Origin of the sequence: Dietzia sp. oral taxon 368 (genome assembly GCF_002999155.1) — a bacterium.
Classification (GTDB): domain Bacteria; phylum Actinomycetota; class Actinomycetes; order Mycobacteriales; family Mycobacteriaceae; genus Dietzia; species Dietzia cinnamea.
The window spans coordinates 2,104,115-2,117,500 of the sequence record NZ_CP027238.1 but is presented as its reverse complement, the minus strand read 5'-3'; the positions used below and the strand labels follow the sequence as shown (position 1 = coordinate 2,117,500).

The 13,386-nt window shown below is 62.6% G+C and carries 6 protein-coding genes and 4 rRNA genes (1 of these 10 running past the window's edge); 3 read left to right on the top strand and 7 right to left on the bottom strand.

The features are described 5' to 3' along the window. From C3V38_RS09930 to C3V38_RS09920, 3 genes are all read right to left on the bottom strand, one after another. Positions 1-284: ribosomal RNA gene (locus C3V38_RS09930) — 16S ribosomal RNA — on the bottom strand (it extends 1,236 nt beyond the left edge of the window). A gap of 769 nt (positions 285-1,053) precedes the next feature. Continuing rightward, on the bottom strand, positions 1,054-2,109 hold the full coding sequence (locus C3V38_RS09925) for a cell wall metabolism sensor histidine kinase WalK (RefSeq protein WP_106385704.1): 1,056 nt from the start codon (positions 2,107-2,109) through the stop codon (positions 1,054-1,056). Positions 2,110-2,201: 92 nt separating this feature from the next. Next, positions 2,202-2,891, bottom strand: a complete 690-nt coding sequence (locus tag C3V38_RS09920) for a response regulator transcription factor (RefSeq protein ID WP_106385703.1) — start codon at positions 2,889-2,891, stop codon at positions 2,202-2,204. A 324-nt stretch (positions 2,892-3,215) separates the two neighbouring features. Between C3V38_RS09920 and C3V38_RS09915 the strand changes: the two genes are divergently transcribed. The 3 genes from C3V38_RS09915 to C3V38_RS09905 are packed head-to-tail and all read left to right on the top strand — an operon-like array spanning position 3,216 to position 7,540. Continuing rightward, entirely contained in the window at positions 3,216-4,697 is a 1,482-nt protein-coding gene (locus C3V38_RS09915) for a multicopper oxidase family protein (protein WP_106386450.1), read from the top strand. Positions 4,698-4,752: 55 nt separating this feature from the next. After that, complete coding sequence (locus tag C3V38_RS09910; RefSeq protein ID WP_254425948.1) at positions 4,753-5,382, top strand: YdhK family protein; 630 nt, start codon at positions 4,753-4,755, stop codon at positions 5,380-5,382. Between the two features lie 34 nt (positions 5,383-5,416). Beyond that, positions 5,417-7,540: a heavy metal translocating P-type ATPase gene (locus C3V38_RS09905; protein WP_217354139.1), complete on the top strand. Its 2,124-nt coding sequence runs from the start codon at positions 5,417-5,419 to the stop codon at positions 7,538-7,540. A gap of 15 nt (positions 7,541-7,555) precedes the next feature. On the opposite strand, the gene C3V38_RS09900 is transcribed toward C3V38_RS09905, so the two are convergent. The 4 genes from C3V38_RS09900 to C3V38_RS09885 all read right to left on the bottom strand — a co-directional run bounded on the left by C3V38_RS09900 (position 7,556) and on the right by C3V38_RS09885 (position 13,159). Beyond that, complete coding sequence (locus C3V38_RS09900) at positions 7,556-7,771, bottom strand: hypothetical protein (protein WP_106385702.1); 216 nt, start codon at positions 7,769-7,771, stop codon at positions 7,556-7,558. A 197-nt stretch (positions 7,772-7,968) separates the two neighbouring features. Continuing rightward, positions 7,969-8,085 (bottom strand): 5S ribosomal RNA (rrf, locus tag C3V38_RS09895). 104 nt (positions 8,086-8,189) lie between these two features. Further along, a 23S ribosomal RNA gene (locus tag C3V38_RS09890) occupies positions 8,190-11,287 on the bottom strand. 352 nt (positions 11,288-11,639) lie between these two features. Further along, positions 11,640-13,159 (bottom strand): 16S ribosomal RNA (locus C3V38_RS09885). The 16S, 23S and 5S rRNA genes sit together here, the layout of an rRNA operon. Positions 13,160-13,386 lie beyond the last annotated feature (227 nt).

The following is a 13,386-nucleotide window of genomic DNA, read 5'->3' as shown; positions in this document are numbered from 1 at the left end:
CGGCTACCCGTCGTCGCCTTGGTAGGCCATTACCCCACCAACAAGCTGATAGGCCGCGGGCTCATCCTGCACCGAAAAACTTTCCAACCACCACCATGCGGCAGAAGCTGAATATCCGGTATTAGACCCAGTTTCCCAGGCTTATCCCGAAGTGCAGGGCAGATTACCCACGTGTTACTCACCCGTTCGCCACTCGTGTACCCCGAAGGGCCTTACCGTTCGACTTGCATGTGTTAAGCACGCCGCCAGCGTTCGTCCTGAGCCAGGATCAAACTCTCCATAAAAGCTTCTCAGCACTACGAAAAGCACAATCCCAACAACAGAACAACCAAAACTGGCTGTTCCAAAAAACGCGACCCCCACGACAGGGATGTGAAAGGGTCGCAACCAAACAAAAAATTTGGCACTATCACAAACAAAACACACTGTTGAGTTCTCAAACAACACCCACACACCATCCGCACACCCGACCAGACGGCCGAACAGCATCCGGGGTGATCGCCGCCCCTTTCGAGGCAACTCCTCCAGAGTAAGTCACCAACCCACCCCAGTCAAACCGGGTGAACCACTTCCCACTCTAGCCCGCCCCCAACTCGCCGAGCCGGTTCTTTTCGTTCCGGCCCCGCTCCCTGGCGGCTCCGATAAAGTTACACGGGCCGCAACGAAAGTACTAATCGCCTGGTCAAGACCCCTTTCCGATCGTCCACACCCAGAACCGGCCCGCCCCAGGGCCGAAACCCCGAGCCAGCAGCCCCACGGCCTCAAGCAGTGGACCCTGGCGCGTCCGGGTGCAAGCGGAAGCGGCGCGCGCCCCGGCTCGGACCTCGACTTGCGTGCGGGCCTCCTCCCACCAGCTCTCAATGAGTCGCAGTCCACCTGGAAACGCGGCGCCCGCCTCCGCTAGTTTCGTTAAACCTGCAGCTACTGTCCGTGCGCCCACACAAGTCCGGTCTGTCCGGTTGGGGTAACCAGGCGTTATGACATGCAGTCGCGGCGTGGGGCTTTTCGGCCCGGCACATAGTCATGCTCTGCTGTTCGCTGTTCATGCGCGTCTCAGCCGGCGGGTAGGTCGAGGGTGAATTGGGCGCCGTGGCCCGGGCCGTGACTGATGACGCGGATGCGTCCTCCGTGTGCGTCGACGAGTGCCCGGGTGATCGCGAGGCCGATTCCGCTGCCGCCAGCGGTTCGGCCTCGGGCGGGGTCGGCGCGGTAGAAGCGGTCGAAGAGGTGATCGAGGTGCTCGGTGGCGATTCCGTCTCCTGTGTCGGAGACGGTGATGGCCGCCGTTGCCGGGCCCGGGCGGTGACTGCCGAGGGTGACGGTCCCGCCGGGTGGGGTGTGGCGCAGCGCGTTGTCGAGAAGGTTGGCCAGTGCCTGTCCGATGCGGTCGGCATCGACGGTGACCGCGACCGGGTCGATCTCACCTAGATGCAGGTGCACGCCTTTGTCGAGGTAGCGTTCGCGTGCTGCCTCGGCGGCAGTCGCTACGAGCGCGTCTGTCGTGGTCGGGGCCGGGTGTAGTCGGGTGAGGTGTTCTTCCGCGTCGGAGACGGCGACGATGTCCGCGGCGAGGCGTTCAAGACGTCTGGTGGCCGCCCACAGCACCTGTCTGGTGGTGTCGTCGAAGCTGCGCACACCGTCGTCGATGGCTTCGAGGTAGGAGTCGATGGTGGCCAGCGGGGTGCGCATCTCGTGACCGAGGTCGGCGAGCATTCGTCGTCTGGTGACGTCGGTGGCATCCAGACGTCGGGCGAGTTCGTTGACGCTGGTGGCCAAGTCGTCAAACTCTCGGCCGAGCTTCGGGCTTGTCATCCGAGTCGCGTAGTGCCCTTGGGCGATGTCGGCGGTGGTGGTGGTGACGATGGTGACCGAGCGTTGGACTCGGCGGGTGAGGTACCAGGTCGCTGCCAGTGCCAGCAGCAGGGCGATGCCCACCGCGAATCCCCAGGCCAGGATGATCGCGACGGTGAATGCTTCCTCGACGTGGGCGGCTTGGCTGGAGTTGTGGTCGATGCCGGCTTGACCGAGGTGGTCGTGAAAGATGCCCGGGGCCAGTGCAGAGGCAACGAGCCACGCGCTGGCCGTGCTTCCGACGACCACGCTGGTCATCGCCAACAGCAGGCGGGTGCCGAAGCTGACTCCGGCCGCGCGACGACGGGGGCGGGTGTCGGGCGTGGCCGGTGTTGGTGGCGGGGTGGACCTCATTGGCATGGTCCCATGCGGTAGCCGACCCCTCGGACCGTGCGGACGTAGCGGCCCACAGCCGCGTCGTCGCCGAGCTTGCGGCGCAGGTGGCCGATGTGGACGTCGACCAGGTGGTCATCGCCCACCCAGTTCGGTCCCCACACGGCGGCCATCAACTGTGCGCGGGTCACGACGATCCCGGGGTCGCGGGCCAGGGCGACGAGGATGTCGAACTCGGTGCGGGTCAGCTCGATGGCGGTACCACCGACGGCGACCTCTCGCCCGGCGGTGTCGATGGTCAGCCGGCCGATCGAGTGCACACGGGGTGATGCCTTTCCGCCGCCCTTGGCAGTGCCCTGCCGTGGTCTGCGCATCATCGCCTGAATCCGGGCCGAGAGCACTCGAGGGCTGAACGGTTTGGTCATGTAGTCGTCTGCGCCCACAGACAGTCCGATCAGGGTGTCGACCTCTTCGGTCCGGGCGGTGAGCATGACGATGTACGCGTCACTGTGGGTTCTGACCTGTCGGCAGACCTCGATCCCGTCCAGCCCGGGGAGTCCCAGGTCGAGAACGATTACGTCCGGGGCGATGCGGCAGGCCAGGTCCACAGCATCCTGGCCGTCACCGGTGATCGTGACGTCGAAGCCGTCGCGCTCGAGATACGACCCCACCAGATCGGCCAGGGGCTCCTCGTCGTCGACCACCATCGCCCGCAGCGCTGGGGGATCGGCGCGGCGCGGACGACGGTCACCGCGTTCATCGGCAAAGGGCATGCCCGTCATTTTCGCCTCCCCGACTGATGACCCGTCACTGCGGTGGGGTCTTGATCGAATCTTCACACGATCTCCATTTAAGCCGACGGGATGCACGGTCACGATGGCCACTGGAGTCAGACGCGGGAGGTATAACGTGGTCGGATGGGGCGGGCTGGCGCTCGGCGCCGTGTTCGTGGCCGCCCTGTGGGCCTCGACGATGCTGCTGGTCACCGCGCTGTTCGGTGATCCGTCGGCGGAGTCGCAACAGTGATCGGGATGTCGCGGAGAGCATTTCTCCTCGGGTCGGCTCTCGCTGGCGCCGGGGCGTTGGGCGCGTGTGGACAGTCCGGCCCCTCGGGGGTGCCGGTGACGGCATCGGACCCAGTAGTGGGCGATGTCGAGGCGCAGCGCCAGCGTGCAGGTCAGCGCATCGTCGACGCCCGCCTGTCCCCTCGTCCGGCGGAGGTAGACCTGGGTGGGATCGTGGTCGCCACCTGGGCCTACGGTCCGACCGTGCCGGGGCCTGCCCTGCGGGCCGGGGCCGGAGACCTGCTGCGCGTGGAGGTCGATAACCAGCTCGACGAACCGACCAGCGTGCACTGGCATGGCATCGCCCTGCGCAACGACATGGACGGCGCGCCCGGCCTGACACAAGAGGCGATCGAGCCAGGTGACCGATTCACCTACGAGTTCACCGTTCCGGATGCCGGTACCCACTGGTACCACTCGCATTCTGGGCTGCAGCTCGACCGGGGTCTGTACGGCCCGCTGATCGTCGACGACCCGGCCGAGCCAGGGGACTTCGACCATGAATGGGTGGTCGTCGTCGATGACTGGCTCGACGGCATCGACGGCACCCCAGACGACGCGGCCCGCGCATTGGGCATCGACACTCCGGGGCCTCACGGTCGCGCACCGGGCCACGGCCGAATGCACGACGGTCCAGGCCATCAAAGCATGAACTCCCGGTTGCTCGGCGCTGCCGGCGACGTCAGTTACCCGCACTTTCTGCTCAATGGGAAGATTCCCGCCGACCCTGTCCGGTGGATCGCCAGACCGGGGCAGCGGGGGCGGATCCGGTTCATCAACGCCGGCGCCGACACGTTCTTCCGTGTCGCCGTCGGCGGGCACACGATGACCGTCACCCACACCGACGGCTTTCCCACCGCACCGCACCAGACAGAATCGATCCTGCTCGCGATGGGCGAGCGAGTCGACGTCCTGGTCACCTTGGCCGACGGAGCCTTCCCGATCTTCGCCGAGGCTGAAGGCAAGAACGGCCACGCCTTCGCTATCGTGCGCACCGGTTCCGGCGATCTGCCCGACGATCCCCGTCCCATCGAACTCGACCGCCGAGTGCTGCTTCCGGCAGACCTGAGCCCGGCGCCGGCATCGCGCCTGACAGACCAGGGTCATGACCGTTATCTCAGCGTCGACCTGGGCGGCAGCATGATGCCCTATCGCTGGACCCTCAACGGGCAGGCTCATCCCGACACCACACCGCTGGAGGTCTCCCGCGGTCAGCGGGTTCGGATGCGGCTGCGCAACATGTCCGACATGGCCCACCCGATGCATCTGCACGGTCACACCTTCGCCCTCGCCGATAGCGGGCTCCGCAAAGACACCGTCACGCTCCGACCCATGCGCACCGCTGAGATCGAATTCGACACCGACAACCCCGGCCAGTGGGCCCTTCACTGCCACAACGCCTACCACATGGAGGCCGGAATGATGACCACCCTGTCTTACCTGGCCTGACCACCAGTTTGCTCACCAACCCGAAAGGCGCTTCACCACCATGACCCGCACCCCCATGCTGATCCCCGCCACCCTCATCGCCGCCACGCTGGCACTATCGGCCTGTACCGACAACACCGAGGACACCTCGGCCGCGTCCATCCCGGCAACCACCACATCCACTCCCGCGACGGGCACCGCCGCCGCCACACAGAACGAGGACACCCATGGCGGCCAAGGGGGCCACGGGGGCCACGGGGGCCACGGGGGCATGGAACACCCCTCAGACGGAGGCCCGGTGCCTGAGGGCATGACGCAGGCCACCGATCCGACCTACCCGGTCGGCACCGAAGTCACGCTGACGGCCGACCACATGGAGGGCATGAACGGTGCCCCCGCCACTATCGTCGGCGCCTACGACACCTACACCTACGCGATCGACTACATCCCCACCGACGGCAGCGATCCCGTTCTCGACCACAAGTGGGTCGTGCAGGAAGAGCTCAAGGACGTCGGCGATGACCGTCTCGACGATGGCACCGAAGTGACCGTCACCGCAGAGCACATGCAAGGCATGGCCGGGACAACGGCGACGATCGCGTCCTCGACCGACGAAACCGTCTATGTCGTGGACTTCGAAGCTGACGGAATGACGATGACGAACCACAAGTGGGTAGTCGAAAGTGAGATCCAGCCCGCGTCCTAGGCAACTGCAACCGCGCTGGAGGGACAGGCAGACCATGAACGACCAGCACACCCACCACGGAGCCGCCGAGGCCCAGACCCGCAAGCAGGGCAGCCACCACACGCACGACGAACACTCGACAGACCAGCCTCACAGCAGGCACGAGAACCATAGTGGCCACGACCATGCAGGCCATGGCGGGCACGGTGGTCATGTCGCCCAGTTCCGGCGGCTGTTCTGGATCACCCTCGTCCTGGCGGTCCCGGTGGTGGCGTTCAACGACATGTTCGCCCACCTCATCGGCTACGACCTGCCTGATGCCCGGTGGGTGTGGTGGGTCTCCCCCGCCCTGGGCACTGTGGTCTACTTCTGGGGCGGCAGGCCGTTCCTGACCGGGGCCGTGTCCGAGATCCGCGCTCGCCAGCCCGGCATGATGCTGCTCATCGGTCTGGCGATCACCGTGGCGTTCACCGCCTCCTGGGGCGCGAGCCTGGGCGCGCTCGACCACACGCTGAACTTCTGGTGGGAGCTGGCCCTGCTGGTGGTCATCATGCTGCTTGGCCACTGGATCGAGATGCGCTCCCTGGCCCAGACCACCTCCGCGCTCGACTCCCTGGCGGCGCTGCTGCCGGATGAGGCCGAGAAGGTCGACGGCGAGAACGTCATCACGGTCGCCCCGGCCGAGCTGCGGGTCGGGGACGTGGTGATCGTCCGCCCCGGGGCGTCTGTACCCGCCGACGGCAAGATCATCGACGGCTCGGCCAGCATGGACGAATCCATGGTCACCGGCGAATCCCGGGCGGTCCGCCGCGAGATCGGCGACCATGTCGTCGCAGGTACGGTCGCCACCGACTCGGGCCTGCGCGTCGAAGTCGCCGCGATCGGTCAGGACACAGCGCTAGCCGGGATTCAGAAACTGGTCACCGACGCACAGGCCTCGTCCTCTCGCGCCCAGCGCCTCGCCGACACCGCCGCCGGGTGGCTGTTCTGGTTCGCTCTCGCCTCGGCCGTGATCACCGCCGCCGTCTGGAGCGTGCTCGGCCTGCCCGACGCGGCGGTAGTGCGCACCATCACCGTGCTGGTCATCGCCTGCCCCCACGCTCTCGGCCTGGCGATCCCGTTGGTCGTGTCGATCGCCACCGAACGCGCCGCCCGCGGCGGAGTACTGGTCAAAGACCGCCTTGCGCTCGAGTCGATGCGCAACGTCGACGCCGTCCTGTTCGACAAGACCGGCACCTTGACCAAGGGCGAACCCACCGTCACCGGAATTGAATCGATAGACGGGCACACCGAGAAGGAGGTCCTCGCACTGGCCGCCGCAGCCGAAAGCGACAGCGAGCACCCTCTCGCCAGAGCCATTGTGCGGGCTGCTCGCGACCGTGACCTGGCCGTGTCGACGGCGTCCGACTTCTCCTCCTCCCCGGCCGTCGGCGTCAAGGCCACCGTGGACGGCACCGTCATCGAGGTCGGCGGCCCCTACCTTCTCGACCATCACGGCCGCGATGAGCTGCCCGTCGCCGACCAGTGGCGCACGGAAGGGGCGATCATCCTGCACGTCCTCGCCGCCGGCCGGGTGATCGGCGCGCTGCGGCTGGCCGACGAGATTCGCCCCGAGTCCCGCGCGGCCGTCGACGCGCTGCACGACGCCGGAGCTCACGTCGTCATGATCACCGGTGACGCCCGCGCCGTGGCCGACACCGTCGCCGCCGACCTCGGCATCGACCGCGTCTTCGCCGGGGTCCGGCCCGAAGACAAGGCCGCCAAAGTCGCCGAGCTTCAGTCCGAAGGCCAGAAGGTCGCCATGGTCGGCGACGGAGTCAACGACGCCCCCGCTCTGGCCCAAGCGGATGTGGGCATCGCCATCGGCGCCGGAACCGATGTCGCGATCGGCTCCGCCGGGGTCATCCTGGCCTCATCCGATCCCCGCTCGGTGCTCTCGGTCATCGAGCTGTCCCGCGCGAGCTACCGCAAGATGAAGCAGAATCTGTGGTGGGCTGCCGGCTACAACCTCGCTGCGGTGCCCCTGGCCGCAGGTGTCCTCGCCCCGATCGGATTCGTGCTGCCCATGAGCGTGGGCGCCATCCTCATGTCCGCCTCCACCGTCGTAGTCGCCCTCAACGCCCAACTCCTGCGACGCCTCGACCTGCGCCCGGAAAATCTCACCACCCCCAGGAAGTGAGAGCACGAAGGATGGTCACCACCCACCCCACACCTCGACGAACCGCGACCGTGTGACTAGGGCTGCCGTTCTGGCGGGCAGATCGATCACTGCCGCACGCTCGCCGGGCGTGTGGGCCGAACCGATGTGCGCGATCATCAGGCGCCGACTGCGGATATTCTCCCAGATCTGCACGCCGGTGGCCTCGGAGGCGGCCTTGGACTGCACTACGTACAGATCCCCCACCTCCACACCCCGCTCGACTAGTGACCCGCGCGCCACCTGCTCAAAATCGTGACCTGCAGCGATCCTAACGAAGCGGCCAGAAACGCCGTCACCTTATGGAGCCCAGTTCAGGATCAGGGCCGCGCCGGCAGACCGGTGTGTGGGTGAGATGGCGGGAACCCCCGGCCCTGGTGGGGTCGGGGGTTCCGGCTTTGTGAAGTTGTGTTCGGCGGTGTCCTACTCTCCCACACCCTCGCGAGTGCAGTACCATCGGCGCTGGCAGGCTTAGCTTCCGGGTTCGGAATGGGACCGGGCGTTTCCCTGCCGCTATGGCCGCCGTAACTCTGTGAAACAAGGTCCTCGTGTCTCGTCGACTGGTCGTCGAGGCACGGGTGTGTTGTTTCAGATACTGCACAGTGGACGCGTTCATTCTTGAAAGGTGTTTGTGTGTAAGTCCTCGGCCGATTAGTACCGGTCACCTGCACGCATTGCTGCGCTTCCAGTTCCGGCCTATCAACCCCATGGTCTGTGGGGGGCCTTAACCACGCGAAGGTGGTGAGAAACCTCATCTTGGAACAGGCTTCCCGCTTAGATGCTTTCAGCGGTTATCCCTTCCGAACGTAGCTAACCAGCGATGCTCCTGGTGGAACAACTGGCACACCAGAGGTTCGTCCGTCCCGGTCCTCTCGTACTAGGGACAGCCTTCCGCAAGTTTCTTACGCGCGCGGCGGATAGAGACCGAACTGTCTCACGACGTTCTAAACCCAGCTCGCGTGCCGCTTTAATGGGCGAACAGCCCAACCCTTGGGACCTACTCCAGCCCCAGGATGCGACGAGCCGACATCGAGGTGCCAAACCATCCCGTCGATATGGACTCTTGGGGAAGATCAGCCTGTTATCCCCGGGGTACCTTTTATCCGTTGAGCGACACCGCTTCCACTTGCCGGTGCCGGATCACTAGTCCCGACTTTCGTCCCTGCTCGACGTGTCAGTCTCACAGTCAAGCTCCCTTGTGCACTTGCACTCAACACCTGATTGCCATCCAGGCTGAGGGAACCTTTGGGCGCCTCCGTTACTCTTTGGGAGGCAACCGCCCCAGTTAAACTACCCACCAGGCACTGTCCCTAACCCAGATCATGGGCCGAGGTTAGACGTCCAATACGATCAGAGTGGTATTTCAACAACGACTCCACACACACTGGCGTGCATGCTTCACAGTCTCCCACCTATCCTACACAAACCGAATCGAACGCCAATACCAAGCTATAGTAAAGGTCCCGGGGTCTTTTCGTCCTGCCGCGCGTAACGAGCATCTTTACTCGTAATGCAATTTCGCCGAGTCTGTGGTCGAGACAGCAGAGAAGTCGTTACGCCATTCGTGCAGGTCGGAACTTACCCGACAAGGAATTTCGCTACCTTAGGATGGTTATAGTTACCACCGCCGTTTACTGGGGCTTAAATTCTCAGCTTCGCCTTGCGGCTAACCGGTCCTCTTAACCTTCCAGCACCGGGCAGGCGTCAGTCCGTATACATCGACTTACGTCTTCGCACGGACCTGTGTTTTTAGTAAACAGTCGCTTCTCTCTGGTCTCTGCGACCACCCCCAGCTCCCACCGCGAAGGTGTTCACCGGGCGTGGTCCCCCTTCTCCCGAAGTTACGGGGGCATTTTGCCGAGTTCCTTAACCACAGTTCTCTCGATCGCCTTGGTATTCTCTACCTGACCACCTGTGTTGGTTTGGGGTACGGGCCGTGTATGAACTCACTAGAGGCTTTTCTCGGCAGCATAGGATCACTGAATTCCCCACAACGGGTACGCATCAAGTCTCAGCCTTAATGTGACACGGATTTGCCTGTTGTCACGGCCTACACTCTTACACCAGTACAACCACTGACTGGCCCAGCTACCTTCCTGCGTCACCCCATCGCTTGGCTACTACCAGATCAGGTCCCGCGCATCCCCACCACGCGGTCCGAAGACCGTCTAGGTGGTTCTGGGCGGTTAGTATCACTGATTCACCATGGGCGCGCATACACGGGTACGGGAATATCAACCCGTTGTCCATCGACTACGCCTGTCGGCCTCGCCTTAGGTCCCGACTCACCCTGGGCAGATTAGCTTGACCCAGGAACCCTTGGTCATCCGGCGGACGAGTTTCTCACTCGTCATTCGCTACTCATGCCTGCATTCTCACTCGTGTGGCCTCCACACCTGGATCACTCCGGCGCTTCTATGGCCACACGACGCTCCCCTACCCACCCACACACCTGCCCGGAGGAGGTTATTGTGTGAGTGCCGCGGCTTCGGCGGTGTACTTGAGCCCCGCTACATTGTCGGCGCAGGACCACTTGACCAGTGAGCTATTACGCACTCTTTCAAGGGTGGCTGCTTCTAAGCCAACCTCCTGGCTGTCTCAGCGATCCCACATCCTTTTCCACTTAGTACACGCTTAGGGGCCTTAGCCGGCGATCTGGGCTGTTTCCCTCTCGACTATGAAGCTTATCCCCCACAGTCTCACTGCCGCACTCTCACACCTCGGCATTCGGAGTTTGGCTGACGTCAGTAACCTTGTAGGGCCCATCGGCCATCCAGTAGCTCTACCTCCGAGGTGAAACATGCGACGCTGCACCTAAATGCATTTCGGGGAGAACCAGCTATCACGGAGTTTGATTGGCCTTTCACCCCTACCCACAACTCATCCCCTCAGTTTTCAACCTAAGTGGGTTCGCGCCTCCACGACGTCTTACCGTCGCTTCACACTGGCCATGGGTAGATCACTCCGCTTCGGGTCTAGAGCATGCCACTAACAACGCCCTATTCGGACTCGCTTTCGCTACGGCTACCCCACACGGGTTAACCTCGCGACATACCACTAACTCGCAGGCTCATTCTTCAAAAGGCACGCCATCAGCCCAAAAGGCCTCTGACGGATTGTAAGCACACGGTTTCAGGTACTATTTCACTCCCCTCCCGGGGTACTTTTCACCATTCCCTCACGGTACTAATCCGCTATCGGTCACCAAGGAGTATTCAGGCTTACCGGGTGGTCCCGGCAGATTCACAGCAGATTTCACGGGCCCGCTGCTACTTGGGTACACAAATCGCCCCGCCGCAAGGTTTTCAGGTACGGGACTCTCACCCTCTCCGGCCGACCCTTCCAAGTCGTTCCCCTAACCCGCGAACAATCAGCGCCCGGTCCGGCAGAACCAAGGACATCGCGCCCCACAACACCACACACGCAACCCCTGCCGGGTATCACACGCATGCGGTTTAGCCTAATCCGCGTTCGCTCGCCGCTACTGACGGAATCACTATTGTTTTCTCTTCCTGCGGGTACTGAGATGTTTCACTTCCCCGCGTTCCCTCCACACACCCTATGTATTCAGATGCGGGTAACACGCCATCACGCGTGCTGGGTTCCCCCATTCGGACACCCTCGGATCACAGCTCGTTTGGCAACTCCCCGAGGCTTATCGCAGCCTACTACGTCCTTCATCGGCTCTTGGTGCCAAGGCATCCACCGTGTGCTCTTACACACTTACATTCACAAACAATTAAAGATGCTCGCGTCCACTGTGCAGTTCTCAAACAACACACACCAACCCCACCCACACCCACGACCCGAAGGGCCAACGGAAGGTGTATCGGGAATCAGTGCCACCAGAAACAACCAAACCCCTCATCGAGGTTCGATGGTGTTGTTTCAGACACCCAACAGTGTGTTTCGTCCCGGACACCCGCTCACGCCAGCACGCAGACCCTGAGTCTGCATACCCTGCGGTCACCGCGGGTCCTTAAGCGATAGTGTTCCACCCAATTGAGCGGCCGGCCGGCCCACGAACGGGACCGCTACCGGCACTAGACTCTGACCACCAAAAGTGGTGAGCGCTCCTTAGAAAGGAGGTGATCCAGCCGCACCTTCCGGTACGGCTACCTTGTTACGACTTCGTCCCAATCGCCGATCCCACCTTCGACGGCTCCCTCCCCACAAGGGGGTTAGGCCACCGGCTTCGGGTGTTACCGACTTTCATGACGTGACGGGCGGTGTGTACAAGGCCCGGGAACGTATTCACCGCAGCGTTGCTGATCTGCGATTACTAGCGACTCCGACTTCATGGGGTCGAGTTGCAGACCCCAATCCGAACTGAGACCAGCTTTAAGGGATTCGCTCCACCTCACGGTATCGCAGCCCTCTGTACTAGCCATTGTAGCATGTGTGAAGCCCTAGACATAAGGGGCATGATGATTTGACGTCATCCCCACCTTCCTCCGAGTTGACCCCGGCAGTCTCTCACGAGTCCCCACCATAACGTGCTGGCAACATGAGACAGGGGTTGCGCTCGTTGCGGGACTTAACCCAACATCTCACGACACGAGCTGACGACAACCATGCACCACCTGTATACAAGCCACAAGGGAAACGACATCTCTGCCGCCGTCCTGTATATGTCAAGCCTAGGTAAGGTTCTTCGCGTTGCATCGAATTAATCCACATGCTCCGCCGCTTGTGCGGGCCCCCGTCAATTCCTTTGAGTTTTAGCCTTGCGGCCGTACTCCCCAGGCGGGGCGCTTAATGCGTTAGCTACGGCACGGAATCCGTGGAAGGACCCCACACCTAGCGCCCACCGTTTACGGCATGGACTACCAGGGTATCTAATCCTGTTCGCTACCCATGCTTTCGCTCCTCAGCGTCAGTTACTACCCAGAGACCCGCCTTCGCCACCGGTGTTCCTCCTGATATCTGCGCATTTCACCGCTACACCAGGAATTCCAGTCTCCCCTGTAGTACTCAAGTCTGCCCGTATCGCCCGCAAGCTCGGAGTTAAGCTCCGAGTTTTCACGGACGACGCGACAAACCGCCTACGAGCTCTTTACGCCCAGTAATTCCGGACAACGCTCGCACCCTACGTATTACCGCGGCTGCTGGCACGTAGTTGGCCGGTGCTTCTTCTGCAGGTACCGTCACTTGCGCTTCGTCCCTACTGAAAGGGGTTTACAATCCGAAGACCGTCATCCCCCACGCGGCGTCGCTGCATCAGGCTTTCGCCCATTGTGCAATATTCCCCACTGCTGCCTCCCGTAGGAGTCTGGGCCGTGTCTCAGTCCCAGTGTGGCCGATCACCCTCTCAGGCCGGCTACCCGTCGTCGCCTTGGTAGGCCATTACCCCACCAACAAGCTGATAGGCCGCGGGCTCATCCTGCACCGAAAAACTTTCCAACCACCACCATGCGGCAGAAGCTGAATATCCGGTATTAGACCCAGTTTCCCAGGCTTATCCCGAAGTGCAGGGCAGATTACCCACGTGTTACTCACCCGTTCGCCACTCGTGTACCCCGAAGGGCCTTACCGTTCGACTTGCATGTGTTAAGCACGCCGCCAGCGTTCGTCCTGAGCCAGGATCAAACTCTCCATAAAAGCTTCTCAGCACTACGAAAAGCACAATCCATAGCAACAGAACAACCAAAACTGGCTGTTCCAAAAAACGCGACCCCCACGACAGGGATGTGAAAGGGTCGCAACCAAACAAAAAATTTGGCACTATCACAAACAAAACACACTGTTGAGTTCTCAAACAACACCCACACACCATCCGCACACCCGACCAGACGGCCGAACAGCATCCGGGGTGATCGCCGCCCCTA

Coding starts and splice junctions, on each gene's coding strand:
- C3V38_RS09920 (WP_106385703.1), bottom strand. CDS start 2,891: ATGGTGGTCGACGACGAGGAGCCCCTGGCCGATCTGGTGGGGTCGTAT.
- C3V38_RS09905 (WP_217354139.1), top strand. CDS start 5,417: ATGAACGACCAGCACACCCACCACGGAGCCGCCGAGGCCCAGACCCGC.
- C3V38_RS09915 (WP_106386450.1), top strand. CDS start 3,216: ATGTCGCGGAGAGCATTTCTCCTCGGGTCGGCTCTCGCTGGCGCCGGG.
- C3V38_RS09910 (WP_254425948.1), top strand. CDS start 4,753: ATGCTGATCCCCGCCACCCTCATCGCCGCCACGCTGGCACTATCGGCC.
- C3V38_RS09925 (WP_106385704.1), bottom strand. CDS start 2,109: ATGACCAGCGTGGTCGTCGGAAGCACGGCCAGCGCGTGGCTCGTTGCC.